Origin of the sequence: Microbulbifer magnicolonia, assembly GCF_035117725.1 — a bacterium.
Lineage (GTDB): Bacteria > Pseudomonadota > Gammaproteobacteria > Pseudomonadales > Cellvibrionaceae > Microbulbifer > Microbulbifer magnicolonia.
Map to the genome: position 1 here is coordinate 615,120 of NZ_JAYEFD010000002.1, position 22,116 is coordinate 637,235.

General features: G+C 62.8%; 20 protein-coding genes. 13 read left to right on the forward strand and 7 right to left on the reverse strand.

The genetic code is table 11. From position 1 onward, the window contains the following. Positions 1-323: 323 nt before the first annotated feature. From def to RRF64_RS11970, 9 genes are all read left to right on the forward strand, one after another. Positions 324-830: a peptide deformylase gene (gene def / locus RRF64_RS11930; protein ID WP_323846109.1), complete on the forward strand. Its 507-nt coding sequence runs from the start codon at positions 324-326 to the stop codon at positions 828-830. Positions 831-932: 102 nt separating this feature from the next. Further along, on the forward strand, positions 933-1,895 hold the full coding sequence (fmt, locus tag RRF64_RS11935; protein WP_323846110.1) for a methionyl-tRNA formyltransferase: 963 nt from the start codon (positions 933-935) through the stop codon (positions 1,893-1,895). Then, entirely contained in the window at positions 1,896-3,215 is a 1,320-nt protein-coding gene (gene rsmB / locus RRF64_RS11940) for a 16S rRNA (cytosine(967)-C(5))-methyltransferase RsmB (protein WP_323846111.1), read from the forward strand. Between the two features lie 32 nt (positions 3,216-3,247). Next, the gene (gene trkA / locus RRF64_RS11945; protein WP_323846112.1) at positions 3,248-4,633 is read left to right on the forward strand and encodes a Trk system potassium transporter TrkA; all 1,386 of its coding nucleotides are present in this window, start codon (positions 3,248-3,250) and stop codon (positions 4,631-4,633) included. A 124-nt stretch (positions 4,634-4,757) separates the two neighbouring features. Then, complete coding sequence (locus tag RRF64_RS11950) at positions 4,758-6,209, forward strand: TrkH family potassium uptake protein (RefSeq protein ID WP_323846113.1); 1,452 nt, start codon at positions 4,758-4,760, stop codon at positions 6,207-6,209. Positions 6,210-6,484: 275 nt separating this feature from the next. After that, positions 6,485-7,507 carry an efflux RND transporter periplasmic adaptor subunit gene (locus tag RRF64_RS11955; RefSeq protein ID WP_323846114.1) on the forward strand — a complete coding sequence of 341 codons (1,023 nt, stop codon included), beginning with the start codon at positions 6,485-6,487 and terminating at the stop codon, positions 7,505-7,507. A 106-nt stretch (positions 7,508-7,613) separates the two neighbouring features. Next, a complete protein-coding gene (locus RRF64_RS11960) occupies positions 7,614-8,309 on the forward strand; it encodes an ABC transporter ATP-binding protein (protein WP_323846115.1) in 696 nt (231 codons plus the stop codon). Then, on the forward strand, positions 8,306-9,466 hold the full coding sequence (locus tag RRF64_RS11965; protein ID WP_323846116.1) for an ABC transporter permease: 1,161 nt from the start codon (positions 8,306-8,308) through the stop codon (positions 9,464-9,466). The genes RRF64_RS11960 and RRF64_RS11965 overlap by 4 nt, the downstream gene beginning before the upstream one ends. A gap of 2 nt (positions 9,467-9,468) precedes the next feature. Beyond that, the gene (locus tag RRF64_RS11970) at positions 9,469-10,656 is read left to right on the forward strand and encodes an ABC transporter permease (protein WP_323846117.1); all 1,188 of its coding nucleotides are present in this window, start codon (positions 9,469-9,471) and stop codon (positions 10,654-10,656) included. Between the two features lie 83 nt (positions 10,657-10,739). Here RRF64_RS11970 and RRF64_RS11975 read toward each other — a convergent pair whose 3' ends face one another. Together RRF64_RS11975 and RRF64_RS11980 are read right to left on the reverse strand one after the other, a co-directional pair. After that, positions 10,740-11,180, reverse strand: coding sequence for a hypothetical protein (locus tag RRF64_RS11975; protein ID WP_323846118.1), 441 nt, complete (start codon positions 11,178-11,180; stop codon positions 10,740-10,742). A gap of 48 nt (positions 11,181-11,228) precedes the next feature. Further along, positions 11,229-12,113, reverse strand: a complete 885-nt coding sequence (locus RRF64_RS11980; protein ID WP_323846119.1) for a lysophospholipid acyltransferase family protein — start codon at positions 12,111-12,113, stop codon at positions 11,229-11,231. 441 nt (positions 12,114-12,554) lie between these two features. Between RRF64_RS11980 and glyQ the strand changes: the two genes are divergently transcribed. From glyQ to gmhB, 3 genes are all read left to right on the forward strand, one after another. Beyond that, positions 12,555-13,523 (forward strand): glycine--tRNA ligase subunit alpha, encoded by a 969-nt coding sequence (glyQ, locus tag RRF64_RS11985; RefSeq protein WP_323846120.1) that lies wholly within the window; start codon positions 12,555-12,557, stop codon positions 13,521-13,523. Beyond that, positions 13,523-15,604, forward strand: coding sequence for a glycine--tRNA ligase subunit beta (gene glyS / locus RRF64_RS11990; protein WP_323846121.1), 2,082 nt, complete (start codon positions 13,523-13,525; stop codon positions 15,602-15,604). Before glyQ ends, glyS begins: the two co-directional genes overlap by 1 nt. A 71-nt stretch (positions 15,605-15,675) precedes the next feature. Beyond that, entirely contained in the window at positions 15,676-16,242 is a 567-nt protein-coding gene (gmhB, locus tag RRF64_RS11995; protein ID WP_323846122.1) for a D-glycero-beta-D-manno-heptose 1,7-bisphosphate 7-phosphatase, read from the forward strand. Here the strand turns inward: gmhB and RRF64_RS12000 are convergent. The 5 genes from RRF64_RS12000 to rimO form a co-directional block, all read right to left on the reverse strand. Next, the gene (locus RRF64_RS12000; protein ID WP_323846123.1) at positions 16,239-16,724 is read right to left on the reverse strand and encodes a S41 family peptidase; all 486 of its coding nucleotides are present in this window, start codon (positions 16,722-16,724) and stop codon (positions 16,239-16,241) included. The two genes, gmhB and RRF64_RS12000, sit on opposite strands and share 4 nt — an antisense overlap. A 379-nt stretch (positions 16,725-17,103) precedes the next feature. Next, on the reverse strand, positions 17,104-18,222 hold the full coding sequence (locus RRF64_RS12005) for a hypothetical protein (protein ID WP_323846124.1): 1,119 nt from the start codon (positions 18,220-18,222) through the stop codon (positions 17,104-17,106). A 32-nt stretch (positions 18,223-18,254) separates the two neighbouring features. Beyond that, complete coding sequence (locus tag RRF64_RS12010; RefSeq protein WP_323846125.1) at positions 18,255-18,641, reverse strand: helix-turn-helix domain-containing protein; 387 nt, start codon at positions 18,639-18,641, stop codon at positions 18,255-18,257. 17 nt (positions 18,642-18,658) lie between these two features. After that, entirely contained in the window at positions 18,659-19,252 is a 594-nt protein-coding gene (locus RRF64_RS12015) for an AraC family transcriptional regulator (protein WP_323846126.1), read from the reverse strand. Between the two features lie 90 nt (positions 19,253-19,342). Then, on the reverse strand, positions 19,343-20,665 hold the full coding sequence (rimO, locus tag RRF64_RS12020) for a 30S ribosomal protein S12 methylthiotransferase RimO (RefSeq protein WP_323846127.1): 1,323 nt from the start codon (positions 20,663-20,665) through the stop codon (positions 19,343-19,345). Between the two features lie 182 nt (positions 20,666-20,847). On the opposite strand from rimO, the gene RRF64_RS12025 reads away from it, so the two are divergent. Then, on the forward strand, positions 20,848-22,038 hold the full coding sequence (locus RRF64_RS12025; protein ID WP_323846128.1) for a class I SAM-dependent rRNA methyltransferase: 1,191 nt from the start codon (positions 20,848-20,850) through the stop codon (positions 22,036-22,038). Positions 22,039-22,116: the final 78 nt, after the last annotated feature.

The following is a 22,116-nucleotide window of genomic DNA, read 5'->3' on the forward strand; positions in this document are numbered from 1 at the left end:
CGCTATAATTCACAGCGCCGGGCCGCTGCGCCACCGGGAAAGTAAGTCCGGAAGAGTGGCTGGAGCCTGACGCCGGGCGTCAGCGGAAACAGAGACTCCATTCGGCAAATATCGAGCGCGATCATTATGTTATCAGCGCAAGTTCCACGAATACTAGAAGTTTGTCACAGCTGGGCAGCTCTAGAAATCGTGGCGAGCGTGTCGCTGGTGGTGACCGCCGGCGCGGAGGAAGCGGAGTGTACAAGAAGTACATGAGCAGTCCGAGCACCGCCGGCCGCCGCCAGGGGCGCGCACAGTAGATTTATAGAGATGCCCAGGGTGTTATGGCCAAACTTGAGATTCTTGAATTTCCCGATGCGCGCCTGCGCCAGGTTGCCAAACCTGTCGATAGGGTAACTGACGAGCTGCGCCAGCTGGTGGATGACATGTTCGAAACCATGTACGCCGCGCCGGGCGTCGGCCTCGCCGCGACCCAGGTAAACGTGCACCAGCGCATCGTGGTGATCGACGTATCCGAAGACCAGAGCGAACCGCTGGTGTTCATCAACCCGGAAATCGAGGTGTTGGACGAGGAGATACACCAGTACGACGAGGGCTGCCTGTCGGTGCCCGGCTTCTACGAAACGGTGGAGCGGCCGCGCAAGGTGCGCATCAAGGCGCTGGACCGCGAAGGCGAGGCCTTTGCCATCGAGGCCGAGGGCCTGCTGGCAGTGTGCATCCAGCACGAGGTGGACCACCTGGACGGCAAGCTGTTCGTGGATTACATCTCCCCGCTCAAACGCAATCGCATCCGCTCCAAACTGGAAAAATCCCAGCGCAAGCGCGCCTGAAGCGTCCGCGCGGTAAATGGCGCCACTGCTCCGATTGGCACCGCAGACCCTATTAAAGTTTCCCGCCGCCGGACTGCCCGGCGGCCTTTCCTCACCGAATCTATGACTCAGCCACTGAACATCATCTTCGCCGGCACGCCGGACTTTGCCGCCGTACACCTGCAGACACTGGTCGACAGCGGGCACCGGGTCATCGCCGCCTATACCCAGCCGGACAGACCGGCCGGGCGCGGCAAGAAGCTGCTCGCCAGTCCGGTCAAACAGCTGGCGGAAAAGCACGGTATTCCCGTCTACCAGCCACTCAGCCTGCGCGACGAGCAGGCCCAGGCGGAACTGGCGGCGCTGAAGGCGGACATCATGGTGGTGGTCGCCTACGGCCTGATACTGCCGCAGGCGGTGCTGGACACTCCGCGGCTCGGCTGCGTCAACGTGCACGCCTCCCTGCTGCCGCGCTGGCGCGGCGCGGCGCCGATCCAACGCGCCATCGAGGCCGGCGACAGTGAAAGTGGCGTGGCCATCATGCAGATGGAAGCCGGCCTGGATACCGGCCCGGTGCTGGTGGAGAGTCGCTGCGCCATATCGCCGTCGGACACCGGCGGCAGCCTGCACGACAAGCTGGCCGAACTGGGCGGCCCGGCACTGCTCGACGCCCTGCAGCAGCTGGCCGCCGGTGCGGCACAACCGCAGATTCAGGACAATAGCCGCGCCAATTACGCCGGCAAAATCACCAAGGAGGAGGCGCGCATCGACTGGCAGCGTCCGGCCGAGGAACTGCAGCGGCAGATCCGCGCCTTCAATCCCTTCCCGGTCTGCTGGACGACTTACGCCGACAACAAGGGCGAACAGCGCCTGCGAATCTACGGCGCGCAGCTGGAGCGCGGCTGCCACGGCGACGCGCCCGGTACCATCCTCGGCGCCGACGACGAGGGCATTCTGGTCGCCTGCGGCCGCGAGGCGCTGCGCCTGCAGCTGTTGCAACTGCCGGGCAAGAAGGCACTGCCCGCGGCGGAAATACTCAAAGGCTACCGGGAGCTGTTCGCACCCGGCGGCCGCCTGGGAGCCTAAATGAAGATCCAAGCGCACGGCGATGTTCGCGCCCTGGCGGCCCAGGTGCTGGCGTCTCTGCTCGCCGGCCAGGGTTCACTGGCGCGGCTTTTGCCCCGCGCCGAAGAGCAGGTCGACGAACGCGACCGCGCGCTGCTGCGCGAACTCTGCTATGGCGGCGCGCGCACCGCACCGCGACTGCAACTGCTGGCCGGCAAGTTGCTGCGCAAGCCGCCCGCGGATATTGAGGTAGAAGCCCTGATCCTGCTCGGCCTCTACCAGCTCGAATACACCCGCATTCCCGATCACGCCGCCATTTCCGCCACCGTCAATGCGGCGCGCACGCTGCAGCTGGACCGCGCCACCGGCGTGATCAATGGCGTACTGCGCAACGCCCAGCGCAGTCGCGAGCAGCTGCAGCGCAAGCTGTCCGGCAACCCGCAGTTCAGCTCCATGCATCCGGCCTGGCTGCAACAGCGCATCAAGGCGGCCTGGCCCGAGCGGGCCGGCGATATCTTCCGCGCCAACAACGCCAACCCGCCACTGACGCTGCGTATCAATGCCGCCAGGACCTCCCGCGCCGACTATCTGGAACAATTGCAGGCAGCCGGTATCGCCGCCAGCCCCTGTACCGTTTCATCGGTCGGTATAACGCTGGGCGAGGCGCGCCCGGTCACCGAACTGCCCGGCTTCGCCGAGGGGCTGGTCAGCGTGCAGGATGAGTCCGCCCAGCTGGCGGCGCTGCTGCTGGCGCCCGCCGCGGGGGAACGGGTGCTCGACGCCTGCGCCGCACCCGGCGGCAAGAGCTGCCACCTGCTGGAACAGCAGCCGTCGATCCGGCTGAGCGCGCTGGATATCGAGGAGGAGCGCCTCGACCGCGTGGCGGAGAATCTCGCGCGGATAGGGGCCGCAGCCGAGCTGATCTGCGCCGACGCCGCCGAACCCGAGGCCTGGTGGGACGGCACGCCCTTCGACCGCATACTGCTGGACGCGCCCTGTTCCGCCACCGGCGTGATCCGCCGCAACCCGGACATCAAGCTGCTGCGCCGCGAAACGGATATCGCCGAGCTGGCGCAGTTGCAGGCGCGCATACTGCGCGCCATGTGGCCGCTGCTGAAACCCGGTGGCACCCTGCTCTACGCCACCTGCTCGATCCTGCCGGCGGAGAACCGCGAGGTGGTGGCCCACTTCGTTGCGGAGACCGGGGATGCGAGCGACAATACGCCACAATTGCTGCACGGCGTGCCCTGGGGTGAGCCGCAGGCGACGGGTGTGCAACTGTTTCCTCACCCCGATGGCGGCGACGGTTTCTACTACGCTCTGCTGAGCAAAGCCGAATAAGAGCGGTAATAAAGCCGCGAGTCTTATCTGATATGAAAATTGTCATTCTCGGCGCCGGCCAGGTGGGCGGGTCGCTGGCGGAAAGCCTGGCCTCAGAGCGCAACGATATTGTGCTGGTGGACAGCGACGAGAAAACCCTGCGCGAACTGCGCGATCGCATCGATATCGGCATCGTCGTCGGCCACGCGTCGCACCCGGACATTCTGCTGGATGCCGGTATCGAGGACGCCGATATCCTGGTGGCGGTTACCAACAATGACGAGACCAATATGGCGGCCTGTCAGATCGCCCACTCGCTGTTTCGTGTGCCCACCAAAATCGCCCGCGTGCGCGCCGCGTCCTACCTCCAGTATCCGCAGCTGTTCGATACCCAGGCGATCCCCATCGATGTACTGATCAGCCCCGAGCAGCTGGTGTCGGAATATATCGCGCGCCTGATGGAGCATCCCGGCGCACTGCAGGTGCTGGATTTCGCCGACGGCCGCGTGCAGCTGGTGGCGGTGCGCGCGGTGCAGGGCGGCCCGCTCGTCGGACACCAGCTGCGCTACCTGCGCGAACATATGCCCAAGGTGGACACCCGCGTGGCCGCCATCTATCGCCGCAACAGCCCGATCATCCCCCAGGGGGACACGGTGATCGAGGCCGGCGACGAGGTCTTCTTTATCGCTGCGCGCGCCGACATCCGCGCGGTCATGAGCGAGTTGCGGCGGCTGGAGCACGGCTACAAGCGCGTGGTCATCGCCGGCGGCGGCAATATCGGCCTGCGCCTGGCGCACAAGCTGGAGAACCGCTATTCGGTCAAGATCATCGAGCAGAGTCACGAGCGCTGCGTTTTCCTGTCCGAGGAGCTCTCCCACAGTATCGTGCTGCACGGCAGCGCCTCGGATCAGGATCTGCTGCTGGAGGAGAATATCGAGGATACGGATGTTTTCCTCGCGCTGACCAATGACGACGAGGCCAATATCATGTCCTCGCTGCTGGCCAAACGCCTGGGCGCGCGCAAAGTGATGACGCTGATCAACAACCGCGCCTATGTGGATCTGGTGCAGGGCGGCGAAATCGATATCGCCATCTCGCCGCAGCAGAACACCATCGGCAGCCTGCTGACCCATGTACGTCGCGGTGACATGGTCAATGTGCACTCGCTGCGCCGCGGCGCCGCCGAGGCCATCGAGGTAATTGCCCACGGCGACAACCGCACCTCCAAGGTGGTGGGGCGCAGGATCGAGGATATCGACCTGCCCGAGGGCGCATCGATCGGCGCCATCGTCCGCGAGACCGATGGCGGCAGCGAGGTGCTGATCGCTCACGACGACGTGGTGGTGCAGAGCGACGACCATGTGATCGTCTTCCTGGTGGACCGCCGCCAGACCCGTCACGTGGAGCAGCTGTTCCAGGTGGCCTTCAGTTTCTTCTAATTAGAAAAGTGCACCCTGTAGAAGCGGTGGGGCGGCCATCCGCCGTTGGTCGTGATCAGATTTGCCGGTATTCGCGGCCATGGGCCGCTCCTACAGAAATTTTCAAGACAGATAACAGGCTGAAATGCGAATTGCAGTAATTGCGCGAGTCTTCGGAGTACTCCTGACGGTGTTCAGCCTGACGCTGCTGCCACCGATCGGTGTGTCTCTCTGGTACCACGACGGTACCCACACCGCGTTCAGTGCCGCATTCGTGATCACGCTGGTGACCGGCCTGTTTATGTGGCTGCCGGTGCACGACCTGCGCCAGGAGCTGCGCACGCGGGACGGCTTCGTGGTGACCTCGCTGTTCTGGCTGGTGCTCGGCAGCTTCGGCGCCCTGCCGCTGATCATCAGCCCGCAGCCGGCGCTGAGTATCACCGACTCCATTTTCGAATCCATCTCCGGCCTGACCACCACCGGCGCCACGACCATCACCGGTCTCGACAGCCTGCCGCCGGCCATCCTCTACTACCGCCAGCAGCTGCAGTGGTTCGGCGGTATCGGCGTGATCGTGATCGCGCTGGCGATTCTGCCGATGCTGGGGATCGGCGGCATGCAGCTGTACAAGGCGGAGATTCCCGGGCCGGTCAAAGACACCAAGCTGACGCCGCGCATCGCCGAGACGGCGCGGGCGCTGTTCGTCATCTACATCATCCTGACCGTGCTGTGCGCCCTGGGGTACTGGTGGGCCGGCATGACGGTATTCGACGCCGTGGGCCACGCCTTCTCCACGGTGGCCAACGGCGGCTTCTCCACCCACGATGCCAGCATGGGCTTCTACGCCAACAACCATGCGATCATGCTGGTCTGTATCTTTTTCATGTTCACCGCGGCGATCAATTTCGGCCTGCATTTCTTTGCCTTCCGCAATCGCAGCCTGCGCCACTACTGGCGCGATTCCGAGTTCCGCTTCTACGCGGCCATGACCTTTTGGGCCGCGGTACTGATCAGCTGCTATCTGTGGTACCTGGGCATCTTCACGGCCGGCGGCAGCCTGCTGCACGGCTTCTTCCAGGTGGTCTCCATCGGCACCACCGCCGGTTTCGCCTCGGAAAATTTCTCCGCCTGGCCGGCCTTCCTGCCTTATGTGCTGCTGCTGATCGGCATTATGGGCGCCTGTGCCGGCTCCACCTCCGGCGGTATCAAGGCGGTGCGGGTGATGCTGATCATGAAATCCGGCCTGCGCGAACTGAACCGCCTGGTGCACGCCAATGCGGTGGTGCCGATCAAGGTGAACCGCAAGATAGTGCCAGAGCGGGTCACCGATGCCGTCTGGGGATTTTTCGCCGTTTATATCCTGTCTTTTTTCGTACTCACGGTGATCGTGATGGCCACCGGCGAGGACTTCGTCACCTCCTTCTCGACCGTGGCCTCCTGCCTCAGCAATATCGGCCCGGCACTCGGTGAGGCCGCGGCCCACTATGGCGCGGTCAACGAAGTGGCCAAGTGGTTTCTGATCCTGGCGATGCTGATGGGCCGCCTGGAGATCTTCACCCTGCTGGTGCTGCTGACACCCGCCTTCTGGCGCCACTGAGCGCCGCCGGGAGCCCCAATCGGTACGCCTGCGCGATAGTAAAACCTGTAAGTTTCTGCCACATTAACGGACTACAGGAAGTTGGGGCCTGTTAACACTGAATTCGATAGCCGCGTTGCCGCCCCAGAACGGGCCAGGCAAGGCGCGAGGAGCGCGGTTTAGCGCGCTAAATGAGCGACAAGCAACGCGGCATGGCCCGTTCTGGAGCGCAACCCGGAGGGACGGGGCCATCGAATTCAGTGTTAACAGGCCCAAGAATAAACGCAGCAGGAAGCATGAGCAGAAATACCAGCGAGCTGCTCGGTCAGCTGAAAATTGACCGCGACGCGGCTCCCGAGGCAGATTCCCACTTAACGCACTCCTGGATCGCCGCAGCGGCCGGCGCCGTCGGCGGCCTGCTGCTGGGTGCAGCCGCCGCCACCCTGCTGGCCGGAGACGCACCGTCACCGGCGCCCGCGCTGGTTGCGCAGACTCCCCCGGCGCCGGCGGTCCCGTCGGCAAATTTCACAGTACATGAAACAGTCCTCAACGCGTCCGGTTATATCACCGCGCGCCGCATGGCCACGGTTTCCGCCGAGGTGATGGGACTGATCACCAGTGTCGACGTGGAAGAAGGCATGCAGGTGCACGACGGCCAGGTGCTGGCGCGCCTCGACGACGCCAAGGCGCGGGTCAATCTGGATTTGGCCCTGGCGCAGATCAAAGTGCTGCAGGCGCGCCGCGCCGGCATCCTCGCCAACCTGCAGGAAGCGCAGCGCCAGCGGGTGCGCTATGCGGACCTGCGCGACAAGAACTACTCGAGCCAGGCCGATCTCACCCAGAGCGAGGCGACAGAGGAGAGCCTGCGGGCGCAACTCGCCAGCGCCGCGGCGGATATCGAAGTGGCACAACTGGAAGTAGCGCGGCAGCGCGAGCAGTTGCAGGATCATATTATTCGCGCGCCCTTCGCCGGTGTCGTCACGCAGAAGAATGCCCAGCCCGGTGAGATTGTCGCGCCCAGTTCCGCCGGCGGTGGTTTCACCCGCACCGGTATCTGCACCATCGTCGATATGGATTCGCTGGAAATCGAGGTGGACGTGAATGAGGCCTTTATCGGCCGCGTCGCGCCGGGACAGAAGGTGAACGCCAACCTGGATGCCTATCCCGACTGGGATATTCCGGCAACGGTGATCGCGATAATCCCGGCGGCCGACCGCGCCAAGGCGACGGTGCGGGTGCGCATCGGTATCGATAACAAGGATCCGCGCATTCTGCCGGATATGGGCGTGAAGGTGGGGTTCCTGGCGTATTCAGAATAGCCATTGTGGGAGCCTGCCCTGCAGGCGATTCTGGCGAGGTCACAGCGATTTCGCCTGCAGGGCAGGCTCCCACAACAACACAAATATGCAGAAGAGGGAATTGGCGATGTCACAGGACGTATTGTTTCAGCTAAACGGTGTCAGCAAGAAATTCGTCAAAGGCAAGGAGGAAATTTCGATCTTTGACCATCTCGACCTGACCATCGATCGCGGCGATTTCATCGCCGTCATGGGTCCGTCCGGCTCCGGCAAGACCACTCTGCTGAATATGCTCGGCGGTGTCGACCAGCCCAGCGGCGGCGAAATCTGGTTCGACGGTTCCCGTATCGACAGTCTCGGCGAGGGTGCGCTGACCAAATGGCGCGCGCACAATATCGGTTTTATATTCCAGTTCTACAACCTGATGCCGATGCTCAATGCGGCGCGCAATGTGGAACTGCCGCTGCTGCTGACCAGACTATCGAAGGCGCAGCGCCGGAAGAATGTCGAAACCGCACTCGCCCTCGTCGGGCTCAGCGATCGCGCCAAACATATGCCCAGTGAAATGTCCGGCGGGCAGCAGCAGCGGGTGGCGATCGCCCGCGCAATCGTCTCCGATCCGAAACTCATTCTCTGCGACGAGCCCACCGGCGATCTGGATCGCCGCACCGCCGACGAGATTCTGGAGATGCTGCAGCTGCTGAATCGCGATCACGGCAAGACCATCGTCATGGTCACCCACGATCCGGCTGCGGCCAAATACGCGAACCATACTCTGCACCTGGACAAGGGCAAGTTCGTACAGCGGGAGCTGGTGGCATGAGCGATCTCTATCTGATTTATAAAAACATGACGAGAAAGCCGCTGCGGCTCTTTCTCACCTGTTTTGCCATCTTTATCGCCTTCCTGATTTTCGGCGCGGTGACGACCCTGAAAGGCGCGCTCGATTCCGGTATCGAGCTGTCGGCCGACAACCGCCTGGTGGTAGTGAACCGCATCAATTTCACCAAGTCGCTGCCGATTGCCTACTACCAGAAAGTGTCCGCCATCGATGGCGTCAGGGATGTAACCCATATGAACTGGTTCGGCGGCTATTACCAGGAGCCGTCGAGCCAGATAGTGGCCATGGCGGTGGAGCCGGAATCCTATCTGCGCGTATACGACGAAGTAGTGGTGGAGCCCGCCCAGCGCGAAGCCTGGCTGCAGAACCGCCAGGGCGCGCTGGTCGGCGAAAAGCTCGCGCAGATATACGGCTGGAAAGTCGGCGATCGCATACCGGTCTCCTCCAATATTTTTTCCCACAAGGATGGCGGCCACACCTGGGATTTTGTCGTCGAGGGAATTTTTACCGGCAGCAACGAGCAGTACGACACCCGGCAAATGGTGTTTCACTACAAATATTTTATGGAAACCCAGACATTCGGCGGCGACTGGATCGGCTGGCTGGCCCTGACCACCGACGATCCGTCACTGAATGAGCAGGTTGCAAAATCAATCGACGAGACCTTCGCCAATTCGCAGAATGAAACCGATACCAGTACCGAGAAGGCATTCAACAAGGCGTTTATCGAACAGATCGGCAATATCGGCCTGATTATTTTCGGCGTGGTGTTTATGGCCTTCTTTACCATCCTGGTTGTAGTCGGCAACACCATGGCGCTGGCCATTCGCGAGCGCACCGGTGAAATTGCCGTGCTGAAAACCCTGGGTTTTTCCAGCCCGCGCATCTTCAGGATGGTGCTGTCGGAATCCATGCTGGTTGCGCTGCTCGGCGGGCTCAGCGGACTGGCGGCGGCCTGGTTTCTGATCGAGGGCGCCAAGGCCACAATGGCGCGGTTTCTGCCCAATCTGATCATGGGCCAGGACATCATCCTGCAGGCGATCGGCTTCATGCTGCTGCTCGGTCTGGTGACTGGGCTGCTGCCGGCGATCCAGGCGCTGCGCCTGAACATCGTCACCGCATTCAATCGGGGGGTTTGAATATGCGATCTCTACTTTCTCAGATTGCCACGGTGACGGCGATGAACATCCGCAGCCTGCCGCGCCGCCTGTGGATGTCGCTGGCGATGGTGCTCGCCTCCGCGGTGGTGGTGGCAATACTGCTGGCGTTCCTCGCCATGGCCAGGGGTTTTGAAGTCACCATGAACGGGGCCGGCTCCGATGGCGTGGCGATACTGATGCGCGAGGGCGCCGCGGCCGAACTGAATTCCGTCGTATTGCGCGAGCAGTTGAACCTGATCGAGGAATCGGCGGGTATCGCCCGCGATGCCGAGGGCCCACTGGTATCGCCGGAACTCTACGTGATCGTCGACGGTATCAAGAAATCCACCGGTACCGAGGCCAATATTCCCCTGCGCGGACTCAATGCGCGCGGCATGGCGATGCGGGAAAATATGCAGCTGATCGAGGGCCGCATGTTTACACCCGGTACCAACGAGATGATTGTCGGCGCCGGTGTGCTGCGCGAATTCGACGGCTTCGATATCGGTCGGGAAGTGCGCTTCGGCAAGAATGTGTGGACCGTGGTCGGTGTCTTTAGCACTGGCGGCAATGTGTTCGAGAGCGAACTGTGGGCGGATATCAGGATGATCCAGAGCCACTACGACCGCGGCAGCAGCTACCAGAGTATTCGCGTGCAATTGGAAAAGGCCGGCGATCTGGCGCCGCTGGAGGAAACCATCGCCCGCGAACCGCGCCTGAACCTGGACGTCCAGACTGAACGCGAATTCTTCGCCGGTCAGGGCAAGCAGCTGCAATACATTGCCATCTTCGGCCGGGTGATCAGTTTTATCATGGCGCTGGGGGCACTCGCGGGGGCGCTGAATACCATGTACACCTCGGTGGCGGACCGGGCCCGGGAAATCGCCACACTGCGCGCCCTCGGCTTCGGCAACTTTTCCGCTTTCTGCGGCACCATCGCCGAGGCGCTGGTGCTGGCCGCCGCCGGCGGGGTGCTCGGCTCGCTGGCGGCGTTCGTGTTCTTCGACGGTCTCAATGCGTCGACGCTGGGCGGCAGTTTCACCCAGGTGGTGTTCAAGTTCGAGATGTCGCCGGATCTGTTTGTACAGGGGGCCCTGCTGGCGCTGCTGATCGGCTTCGTCAGCGGCTTTTTCCCCGCCTGGCGCGCGGCGCGAATTCCTGTGATCGTCGCCTTCCGCAACGGCGTCTGAGCCACTGACCCCTCCCTCTCCGGGGAGGGCGACAGAAGCGCATGAGCGGGCAGCGGCAGGCTGCGGTTGCCGACCAGTGTTGCTCAGTCGCCGCCTTTTCCGGTTTGCCGGTGCCGCAAGCAATGTACCAACAGCAGCGCCGCGGGCAGCATGGCGATCTGACTGAGCCAGCCGGCGATCTGCTGCGCGGTAAGCACCTGTACACGCATATCGCCGATCAGGGGCCAGTTGAAATAGAGAAAGGCCGGGAGCAGCGCACTGGCGAGCAGCGGCGCCCAGTTGCGGGGACGGAGCCAGTGGATCAGCAGCGCCAGCGGCAGGGAAAGAAGCACGCTGATCAGCAGATCGTGCAGCCACAGCAGCGGGTAGAACCAGGCGCTTCCGGCCAGATTAGCCAGCATCCAGCCGAACAGCGGATTGAACTGCGGCAGGCGCCCCCACAGCAGTGCAAGGAGATGAAAATGCACCAGCCCCAGCGCGACTGCCAATGCCGCTGCGGCCGGGGTGTGTAACCTGCGTTGCATCAGAGATTCCAGTCGTCGCAACCGGACTTCACTATAGCAGCGCCACCACTACTGCTTGCGGTAGATGCGGCTCTTGCCCTCCGGCTGCTTCCTGAACCGTTTGTATTCCCACTGGTACTGCGCCGGCGCCTCGGCGATACAGGCCTCGACGCCGCGGTTCATCGCCGCCAGGGACACCTTTTGCTCGGCGCTGTAGATCGCTTGCTCGGCCGGCAGGAATACCAGCTCGAAGCCGCCCTCCACCCGCTTGCCGAAACCGAAGACACAGCGGCAGCCCGTGCGCTGCAGCAGGTTGTGGGCCAGGGTCATGGTCAGCGCCGGTTTGCCGAAGAAGGGCGCGAAATCCCCGCCGAGGTCCGGCTCCTGGTCCGGCAGCACCATGACGATATGGCCGCTTTTCAGCGCCTTCAGCAGCGAGCGCACGCCATGTACGTTGGTGGGCACCATATGCACACCGGTGGCCTCGCGGCCGGCGCGGATAATCGGGTCCAGCGCAGCGATCTTCGGCGGCGCATAGAGCGCGGTGGACGACCCGAGGGTCGCCAGGTACATGCCGAATATTTCCCAGTTGCCGATGTGCGGCATCAGCACCAGCACGCCGCGGCCGGTTTCCATCCCTTCGCTCAGCAGCTGCTGATTGCGCACCCGCACGATCAGGTCTTCACTGCGGCTCCAGGGCTGGTGCCAGATGGTCGCCACCTCGCAGCCGGTCATCGCCGTGTGTACCACACTGGCGCGGGCGAGCCTTTCCCGCCGCGCTTCGTCCATGGCCGGGTAGCAGAGACCGAGGTTGATGCGACTGACGCGCAGGCTTTCGCTGCGGCTCAGCACCGCCACCTGTCCAAATAGCCAGCCGAGCCGGCGCGACCAGTGCAGCGGCAGTTTGCCGACGAGCTTCAGTGCGCCGACTGCCAGGCGCCCCTTGATATCCAATGCAACTGCTTCCTGTACGAGTTTCGGGTGCGGAAGGCCCGCCCAGGCCTTAGTGTACTGTTTCGCGCTTAATGGCGCTTTCAGAGCCCCCCAAATTGTCTGCAGTTAGGCGCCGCTCGCAGGGAATGGCGCGCCCTTTCCAAGAGCGGCAACGCAGCTGCGGGCAATTTGGGAGGCTCCCTTCGGGCGGGCCGCTAAGCAGCCATCTGCTGCGTTGCACTTGTTTGACGTAGCCAGCTATGCCGGCACAAGTGCGCCTTGCATCTGGCCGCTTAGCGGCCCGCTGAAAGTGCCATTAAGCGCGAAACAGCACACTTGTATGGCCATTCAATTGTGGTTGCGCGGCCGCGGCGCCTTTAGTGCGCAACCCGCTACCGCTATAATTGCGTCCCTTTGCCCGTTGTCGGCAAAACACAAGCACATACTGATCCGGAGATAGCGGTGTCCAAGCAATTCGACCTCAGCACCTTCCAGGGACTGATCTTTGCCCTGCAGGATTTCTGGGCGCGCCAAGGGTGCGTCATTCTACAGCCTCTGGATATGGAAGTGGGCGCCGGCACCTTTCACCCGGCCACCTTCCTGCGCGCCGTGGGTCCCGAGACCTGGAACGCCGCCTACGTGCAGCCCTGCCGCCGCCCCACCGACGGCCGCTACGGGGAGAACCCCAACCGCCTGCAGCACTATTACCAGTACCAGGTGGTGATGAAGCCCTCGCCGGACAATATCCAGGAGCTGTACCTGGACAGCCTGCGCGCCATGGGCGTGGACCCCGCGATTCACGATATCCGCTTCGTCGAGGACAACTGGGAATCCCCCACCCTCGGCGCCTGGGGCCTCGGCTGGGAGGTGTGGCTGAACGGCATGGAGGTGACCCAGTTCACCTATTTCCAGCAGGTGGGCGGACTCGAGTGTTTCCCGGTCACCGGTGAGATCACCTATGGCCTGGAGCGTATCGCCATGTACCTGCAGGGCGTGGAGTCCATCTACGACCTGGTGTGGACCCGCAACCCGGACGGTTCCCCGGTCACCTACGGCGATGTCTTCCACCAGAACGAGGTGGAGATGTCGCACTACAACTTCGAGCAGGCGGACGTGGAGTTCCTGTTCGCCACCTTCGATCACTGCGAGCGCGAGAGCGGCCGCCTGATCGAGCTGGGTCTGCCGCTGCCGGCCTACGAGCAGGTGATGAAGGCCTCCCACGCCTTCAACCTGCTGGACGCGCGCCACGCCATCTCGGTCACGGAGCGCCAGCGCTACATACTGCGCGTGCGCACCCTGGCGCGTGCAGTTGCCCAGGCCTACTACAATGCGCGCCGCGCCCTCGGCTTCCCGCTGGCCGCGGAGGCCATTCGCAAAGAGATACTGGCGGAAGAAGTCGCACTCTCGGCCGAACAACAGGAGAAGCAGTAATGGCGCAGGATTTTCTGGTAGAGCTGGGCACCGAAGAGTTGCCGCCAAAAGCGCTGCACAAACTGATGGACGCCTTTGCCGACGGCATCGCCCAGGGCCTGAAAGGCGCCGAACTCGAGTTCGGCGAGGTCAAGGCCTACGCCGCGCCGCGCCGCCTGGCGGTGGCCGTGTCCGGCCTGGCCGAGCAGCAGCAGGACAAGCAGATAGAGAAACTCGGCCCGGCCGTGCAGGCCGCCTTCGACAAGGAGGGCAAGCCGAGCAAGGCCGCCGAGGGTTTCGCGCGCAGCAACGGCGTCACCTTCGCGCAGCTGAGCCGCGTCGATACCGACAAGGGCGAGCGCCTCGCCTTTGTCAGCGAACAGAAGGGTGCCGCCACCGAAACCCTGCTGGCGGGCATCGTGGAAAGGTCCCTGGCCCAGCTGCCGATCCCGAAGCGCATGCGCTGGGGTGCGCGCCGCGAGGAGTTCGTGCGCCCGGTACACTGGCTGCTGATGCTGTTCGGCAATCGCGTCGTCGAGGGTGAAGTACTGGGACTGAAGGCCGGCAATACCAGCCGCGGCCACCGCTTCCACTGCGATCGCGAGCTCGAGATCCACTCCACCCACGACTATGTGCAGCAGCTGCGCGAGCCCGGCTATGTGATCGCCGATTTTGCCGAGCGCCGCGAGGTTATCCGCGAGCAGGTGATGGCCGAGGCCAACAACGTCAACGGCGAGGCGGTGATCGACGACGACCTGCTCGACGAGGTGACCGCGCTGGTCGAGTGGCCGGTGGCGCTGACCGGCCGCTTCGAGGAGCGCTTCCTGGCCGTACCGGCGGAAGCACTGATCTCGTCGATGAAGGAACACCAGAAGTATTTCCACGTGGTGGACCCGGACGGCCAGCTGCTGCCGTTCTTTATCACCGTGTCCAATATCGAGAGCCAGGACCCGGCCCAGGTCATCCACGGCAATGAGCGCGTGATTCGCCCGCGCCTGGCCGATGCGGCCTTCTTCTTCGAGACCGACAAGAAGACCAGCCTGGCGGCGCGCCGCGAGAAGCTGCGCCAGATCGTATTCCAGCAGCACCTCGGCAGTGTCCACGACAAGACCGAGCGGGTCGCGGCGCTCGCCCGCGCCATCGCCGCCAGGCTCGGCGCCAACCAGGACTGGGCCGAGCGCGCCGGGCTGCTGTGCAAGTCCGACCTGGTCACCGAAATGGTGTTCGAGTTCCCGGACCTCCAGGGCATCGCCGGCTACTACTACGCGGAGAATGACGGCGAACCGCTGGACGTGGCCAAGGCCATGTACGAGCAGTACATGCCCAAATTCGCCGGCGACGAGCTGCCGCAGAGCGAGACCGGCACCGTGATCGCGCTGGCGGACCGGCTCGATACGCTCGTGGGTATCTTCGGCATCGGCCAGCCCCCCAGTGGTTCCCGCGACCCCTTCGCGCTGCGCCGCGCCAGTCTCGGCGTTATCCGCATCCTCGTCGAGAAGAGACTCGACCTGGATCTGCGCGAGCTGCTGGCGCTGGCCCGCGACAATTACCCGCGCACCGCGCTGGGCGAGTACAACAGCGTGGTCGAACAGACGCTGCATTACATCCTCGAGCGCTTCCGCGCCCGTTACGAGGATCAGGGTGTCGCCACCGAGGTGTTCCTGTCGGTGGCCGCGCGCAAGCTGTCGCGCCCGCTGGATATCGACAACCGGGTGCACGCGGTGCACGCCTTCAGCCAGCTGCCGGAAGCCGAGGCGCTGGCCGCGGCCAACAAGCGCGTCTCCAACATTCTCGCCAAGCTGGAGAGCCCGGTGCCGCACGCGGTCGATGAAGGCCTGCTGCAGGAGGATGCGGAGAAGGCACTCTATGCGGCGGTGCAGGTGGCGCGCGCCGAGGTGGAACCGCTGTACCGGGATTCCATGTTTGCCGAGGGCCTGGCCGGCCTGGCCGGACTCCGCGAAACCGTCGACAGTTTCTTCGACCACGTAATGGTGATGACCGACGACGAAAAACTGCGCGACAACCGCCTGGCGCTGCTGGCACAGCTGCGCGCGCTGTTCCTCGAGGTGGCGGACATCTCGCTGCTGGTACCGGCAAAGTAAAGAGAGCGCTCGAGATTGCGGGGGTCCGCGCGCCGGGCTCTCGCCAATTTCATCCTCGGGAAAAGACAACCATGGCAATCATCGTGCTGGATCGTGACGGGGTCATCAACTGCGACTCCGACGCCTACGTCAAATCCGCCGACGAATGGATCCCGCTGCCCGGCAGTATCGAGGCCATGGCCGAGCTGAGCCGCGCCGGCCACCAGTTGGTGATCGCCACCAACCAGAGCGGCCTGGCCCTCGGACTCTTCGACCTGGACGACCTCGAAGCCATGCACGCGAAGATGCGCGCACTGGTGGAGGACGCCGGCGGCGAAATCGCCGCAATCTTCTACTGCCCCCACGGCCCCGACGACAACTGCCGCTGCCGGAAACCCAGGGCCGGTTTGCTCGACGCGATAGAGGCGGAGTTCGACACCAGCCTGCACGGCTGCTATATGGTCGGCGACAAGCTAAAGGACCTGCAGACGGCGCTGGCAAAGGGCTGCAATCCGGTGCTGGTGAAAACCGGTGCGGGCGAGCAGACACTGGCGCAGCTGATCCGGGAGCCGGACGCGGAGCTGGTCAGCACCGCGGTGTTTGAAGACCTGAGCGCGTTTGCCGAATTTTTTCTTCAGCAGGCTGCGGCCAGCAGCTAACCGTCGGCAGCATTTCTTCTCGCAATATCGTCCATCACCCATACGAGGGGCTTATCTATCCCCCTGCGGTAGCTATCCCAATCGGTTTCGATCAGCGCGTCCGGCTGTACGCCCTCTGAATGGGTGTCCTGGAATCTATAGTTGCGCTTGGAATAGGTGATGGTCCAGCCGGAGTTGGGCAGGGAAAACTGGCCCATATCCTGGTAGCCCACGGGGTTTGCCCCGGTCGGTTCCCCCACCAGTTTGGCATTGAGTATTTGCCGGTATTGGGCCGCATTGCTCATGGCCGCGGAGTAAGTTTTGTTGCCGATCAGCGTATAGATACCGTGATCCCAGTCCAATCCGTCGACGAGCACCAGCCTCCACGCCAGTGCCAGGCCGACAAAGAAGTCGCCGCCGCCGTTGTCACGCAGGTCGATGATCAGGTTCCTGATTTCACGCTCTTTCAGATAGTCTTCTACGTCTTCGGCGAAATCTTCCATGTCCGAGACGCTCTGATATCTGCGGAAGTAGAGGTAGGCCGTTTTGCTCGTTGAGTTGCGGCAGCGATGCCTTCAGTTGGCGCAATTCTGCATCGAATTCTGCACTGCCCACCGAGTGGTAGAGATTGATATGCCTCTCCTCCACTGCCGCTGGTAGCTGTCTATGTCCTCGGACCAGCGCTTCACCTCTGTACTTGGTAGAGCCTGCGTGTAGCCGCAAATCGCGCTAAGAACTGCCAGCAGGAGAATCGATAACAGGAAACGCATCCTTTTTCCTTGTTTTTTGACTTCCAGGGGATTGCTAGCGGTTGAAGCGTCTCCGGCAGACCGCGCTTATCACGCTGGCTAGATGAGATGACCGCCTTTTTAAAAAGTTTTTTCAGCCGCCGTAAAGTATTTGTGCAGCGGCCTTGCTCATTTGTCTGGAGTCATGCCCGGTATTATCGACAACCCGCAGCCTCCAATTGAATTTCGTGTTGCTCTGCTCCGCCTGTTGCTGCGCGATTTTGTAGAAGTACCTTGCGCGGGAGAGGCGCCCTAAGCCCTGTTGGTTTAGCGTTGGCGTGAAGAGCAGTGTTCCTCTACTCTCATTTTCATCGTCCTTTTCGCCGACCAAAACGGTCAGGTTGACAGCAAAGAAATCCTGATAACTGCCCGTCTTGATTTCGGTACCTCCCAGCCCAAAGGGGAAATTGATCCGGTTGTTTGGCAGGGTGTATTGCCCTGAGTTGGCCGCGATAATCCGATCCGCTTTAGAGTGGGGGTAGAATAAAGCCATTCTGTGCAGAATCTGGCCGCCGGCAGAATGTCCGAATATATCGTATTTCTCCCGGTTTGATCCGGTGGCCGCGACAGCCTCTGCAAATATGCGATCAAAGTCTTGGAAAATCCGTTCTTCGCTATCTGTGATTTTTCCCAATACGATATCGCGATCGGATCGGACTATGTATTTATTGATTCTTCCCTCAGATTTCTCCGTAGAATAATTGGTAAACTCGATGCTCGAGACCACGCCACCCAAATGGTAGCCCGCAAAATCGTAATCCTCTTCCGGGTAAGCAGGAGACAGGATCAGGACGTTGTGGGTTTCCGAGACCTCAACCCAGTTATCGCGGTAGCCCCAGGCATCGCGCCCAGCGCCAGGCACCACCAACAGGATTCTGGAATCGGGGCCAAAGTTCTTTGGCTTGTGATAGAAAATCGATACTGGCTTGCGCTGACGATTCTTCCCCATTCGCAAATAGAAATTTCCCGATCCGGTATGAAGCAGAGGAGAGACGTCGCCGTGATAGGTATGCCGCTCGACCAAGTTCATTCCACAAACCGGACATTGGCCGTCATGGGCATACACTTCCGTTTCACGTATGTCTTTTACGTGATAGCACGGCGGGCAAACATAACCATGCGGCTGTTTTTCCGGTAAATCGCCTCGACCTATGGCCAGGCAGCTGTAGGAAAGTAGCACTGCAACCAACACCGAATTTATAATTTTTTTCATGATGAACTCTGGAAATCGATTGTTTTCTTTTTTTACTGATTGAAGTGCTTGCAGTAATCGCTGGGCAGGACGCCAAGTTGGCGACGGAAGGCGCGGCGCAACTGTTCCCGGGATTGGAAGCCGCACAGGGTCGCCACTTTTTCTGCAGAGAGGTTTTGTTCCGCCAACAGCTGCCGGGATTTTTCCACCCGCGCGCGCTCGACGAACTTTGCCGGTGTCACACCCATTTCCTGCAAGAACCGGCGAGCGAAATTGCGCGGGCTCATGGCCGCCGCCCGCGCCATAGTGCCGACCGTCAGCGCGGTATCCAGGTTGCGGTGGATCCATTCGACCAGCCGACCGAACTGGTCGCTGTCCACCTGGCTGGACAAGTGCGCGCTGTACTGTCTCTGGCCGCCGTCGCGTTTCAGGTAGAGCACCAGACGCCTGGCTATCTTCAGCGCCAGGGGGCGACCAAGTCCTCCTCCACCAGGGCCAGCGCCAGATCGATGCCCGAGGTGATGCCCGCGGAGGTGTACACATGGCTGTCACGCACATAGATGGCATCAGGATCCACTTCCACTTCAGGAAATCCCCGCAGCGCTTCGACGTCCGACCAGTGGGTGGTGGCGCGCCGGCCGGTCAGCAGACCGGCACTGGCGAGTATCAGTGCGCCGCTGCAGATGGAGCCCAGGCGGCGGACGGATGTGGCCTGCCGCTTGAGCCAAGCGGTAAATTTCGCATCGTCCTGCAGCCGCCGGGCGCTTTCGCCCATGCCACCACTGACCAGCAGTGTGTCCAGGTCACCGGCATCGCGATAGGACCTGTCCGCAATCAGCCTGATGCTGGAGGACATGCACACCGGCCCGGCCTCTTCCGCGAGCAGCGTGATCCGATAGACATCGTCACTGCGGCGGCCGTCCTCCCGCAGCTGGCGATTGGCCAGGGCGAATACCTCCAGCGGCCCGGTGATATCCAGGCACTGGGCGTCGGGATAGATCACCATGGCGATCTCTATCGGGGTGATCGGGGACGAGTTTGGCGCAGTCATGGGCGCAGTGTTGCACAGTGCGGCCCTGGCAGAAATGACAAGGTGGCAGCAAAAACTGCCACCCTGGAAACGGGAATGATCGGCTGAGGCTTACAGCGCCTCGGCCCAGAGATCGTACTCGTCGGCGTGGGTTACGCGCACGCGCAGCTTGTCGCCGGGCTGCAGGGATGTCTCGCCGTTGAGATAAACGGCGCCGTCGATTTCCGGGGCGTCGGCCCAGGAGCGGCCGATGGCGCCCTCCTCGTCCACCTCGTCGATCAGCACTTCGATCTCGCTGCCGATCTTGCGCTGCAGGCGCGCGGCGCTGATCTGCTGCTGGTGCGCCATAAAGCGCTCCCAGCGATCCTGCTTCACGTCCTCCGGCACGGCACCGTCCAGCGCATTGGCCGGCGCGCCGTCCACCGGCGAATACTTGAAGCAGCCGACCCGATCCAGCTGCGCCTCGGTCAGCCAGTCGAGCAGGTACTGGAAGTCCTCCTCCGTCTCCCCGGGAAAGCCGACGATAAAGGTGGAGCGGATGGTCAGCTCGGGGCAGATCTCGCGCCACTTCTTGATGCGCGCCAGTGTCTTGTCCTCGAATGCCGGGCGCTTCATCGCCTTCAGTACCTTCGGGCTGGCGTGCTGGAACGGGATATCCAGGTATGGCAGTAATTTGCCCTCGGCCATCAGCGGAATCACATCGTCGACGTTCGGATAGGGGTACACATAGTGCAGCCGCACCCAGACGCCCATGGACGACAGCGCCTCGCAGAGTTCCAGCATGCGGGTCTTGACCGGGCGGCCGTCCCAGAAGTCCAGCTTGTATTTCAGGTCCACGCCATAGGCGCTGGTGTCCTGGGAGATCACCAGCAGTTCCTGCACGCCGGCCTTGACCAGCCGCTCCGCCTCGCTCAGCACCTCGCCCACCGGGCGACTGGCCAGTTTGCCGCGCATGCTCGGAATAATGCAGAAGCTGCAGCTGTGGTTGCAGCCCTCGGAGATCTTCAGGTAGGCGTAGTGGCGCGGGGTCAGTTTGATGCCCTGCGGCGGCACCAGATCTACGAAGGGGTCGTGGTCCAGTTTCGGCGGCACCACCTGGTGCACCGCATTGACCACCTGCTCGTACTGCTGCGGGCCGGTGACGGCGAGCACGCTCGGGTGGACCGCGCGGATCTGCTCCTCTTCAACGCCCATGCAGCCGGTGACGATTACCTTGCCGTTCTCGGCCAGCGCTTCGCCGATAGCGTCGAGGGACTCGGCCTTGGCGCTGTCGATAAATCCACAGGTATTGACCACCACCACATCGGCGTCTTCGTAGGACGGTACCAGCTGGTAGCCCTCGGTGCGCAGCTGAGTCAGGATGCGCTCCGAATCCACGGTGGCCTTGGGGCAGCCGAGGGATACGAAACCGACTTTCGGTGTGGATTTGGTCATGGATTCTCCGGCGAGTGCTCGCGGTTTGGTTAAAAAGCGGGCAATTCTAACGGTGCGGCGCCCGCTTGGAAAGCCGGCGGCGACACGCCGCGCTCTGGCGCCGGGGGAGCGGCTATACCTTGACCTGTGGCCGGCGTTGCGCACAATTGCCGGCCCGTCGTCACGCCAATGGAGATACGCCCTTGCCAGAACTGATACTGAACCGCGGCGCCGAGCGCCGCCTGAAGCGCGGCCACCTGTGGATATACAGCAATGAGGTCGACATCGGGCGCTCGCCGCTGAGGGGCATAGAGCCCGGCAGTCAGTGCCAGGTGCTGGACAGCCAGGGCAAGGCCCTCGGCACCGCGTTCGTGAACCCGAGCCAGCTGATCTGCGGACGGCTGGTGTCTCGCGCAGAACAGGGCGGCGGCGCGCTGGACGGCGCTGCTCTGCGTGAGCGCTTACATACCGCGCTGGCGATGCGCGACCGCTATTTCGATCACCCGAGCTACCGCCTGGTGTACGGCGATTCCGATCTGTTGCCGGGACTGGTGGTGGACCGGTTCGGCGATTACCTGGTGGTGCAGATCAGCAACTGGGGCATGGAAAGGCTGCAGCCGCTGGTGCTGGAGGCGCTGGTGGAGCTGGTCAATCCCAAGGGCATACTGCTGCGCAACGACCACCAGGGCCGCGCCGTGGAGGAAATGCCGCTGATCAACGAAATCGCCTACGGCGAGGTGCCGGAGTTCGCGCCCTTCGAGGAGAACGGCGTGGCGCTGCTGGCACCGGTGCACGCGGGGCAGAAGACCGGCTGGTTTTACGACCACCGGGACAACCGGGCGCGCCTGAACCAGTGGGTGAAGGGCCGCCGGGTACTGGACCTCTTCTCCTATGCCGGCGGCTGGGGCGTCCAGGCGCTGGCGAGTGGCGCCGCCAGCGCCACCTGTGTCGATGCTTCCGAGCAGGCGCTGGACTGGTGTCAGGCCAATGCCGAACACAATGGCTGCGGCGATAGATTGCACACAGTGCGGGGCAAGGCCGTGGATGTGCTGAAGGCGATGCTGGCCGAAGGTGAGAAGTTCGAGGTGGTCGTGCTGGACCCGCCGGCTTTCATCAAGCGGCGCAAGGATCACAAGGCCGGGCTCGCGGCCTACCGGCATATCAACGAGCTGGCGATGCGCCTGCTGGCGGCAGACGGCCTGTTGGTGAGCGCGTCCTGTTCCATGCACCTGCAGCCGGACGAGCTGCTGGACTGTGTGCGCGGCGCCGCCCACAAACTGCAGCGGCCGGCGGCCCTGTTAACCAGCGGCGGCCAGGGCGCGGATCATCCAGTGCACCCGGCGATTCCGGAGACGCGTTACTTGAAGGCGCATTTCGTGCACCTGGGTAAATAGAAGGAAGCGGGGTGGGAGCGGCCGGTGGCCGCGATCGGGCTTTCCGGCCGGCAACGAATTTCGATCGCGGCCAACGGC

Coding starts and splice junctions, on each gene's coding strand:
- RRF64_RS11950 (WP_323846113.1), top strand. CDS start 4,758: ATGCGAATTGCAGTAATTGCGCGAGTCTTCGGAGTACTCCTGACGGTG.
- fmt (WP_323846110.1), top strand. CDS start 933: ATGACTCAGCCACTGAACATCATCTTCGCCGGCACGCCGGACTTTGCC.
- RRF64_RS11960 (WP_323846115.1), top strand. CDS start 7,614: ATGTCACAGGACGTATTGTTTCAGCTAAACGGTGTCAGCAAGAAATTC.
- RRF64_RS11965 (WP_323846116.1), top strand. CDS start 8,306: ATGAGCGATCTCTATCTGATTTATAAAAACATGACGAGAAAGCCGCTG.
- gmhB (WP_323846122.1), top strand. CDS start 15,676: ATGGCAATCATCGTGCTGGATCGTGACGGGGTCATCAACTGCGACTCC.
- glyS (WP_323846121.1), top strand. CDS start 13,523: ATGGCGCAGGATTTTCTGGTAGAGCTGGGCACCGAAGAGTTGCCGCCA.
- RRF64_RS11975 (WP_323846118.1), bottom strand. CDS start 11,180: ATGCAACGCAGGTTACACACCCCGGCCGCAGCGGCATTGGCAGTCGCG.
- RRF64_RS12015 (WP_323846126.1), bottom strand. CDS start 19,252: ATGACTGCGCCAAACTCGTCCCCGATCACCCCGATAGAGATCGCCATG.
- RRF64_RS11970 (WP_323846117.1), top strand. CDS start 9,469: ATGCGATCTCTACTTTCTCAGATTGCCACGGTGACGGCGATGAACATC.
- rimO (WP_323846127.1), bottom strand. CDS start 20,665: ATGACCAAATCCACACCGAAAGTCGGTTTCGTATCCCTCGGCTGCCCC.
- RRF64_RS11955 (WP_323846114.1), top strand. CDS start 6,485: ATGAGCAGAAATACCAGCGAGCTGCTCGGTCAGCTGAAAATTGACCGC.
- RRF64_RS12000 (WP_323846123.1), bottom strand. CDS start 16,724: ATGGAAGATTTCGCCGAAGACGTAGAAGACTATCTGAAAGAGCGTGAA.
- def (WP_323846109.1), top strand. CDS start 324: ATGGCCAAACTTGAGATTCTTGAATTTCCCGATGCGCGCCTGCGCCAG.
- rsmB (WP_323846111.1), top strand. CDS start 1,896: ATGAAGATCCAAGCGCACGGCGATGTTCGCGCCCTGGCGGCCCAGGTG.
- RRF64_RS12005 (WP_323846124.1), bottom strand. CDS start 18,222: ATGAAAAAAATTATAAATTCGGTGTTGGTTGCAGTGCTACTTTCCTAC.
- trkA (WP_323846112.1), top strand. CDS start 3,248: ATGAAAATTGTCATTCTCGGCGCCGGCCAGGTGGGCGGGTCGCTGGCG.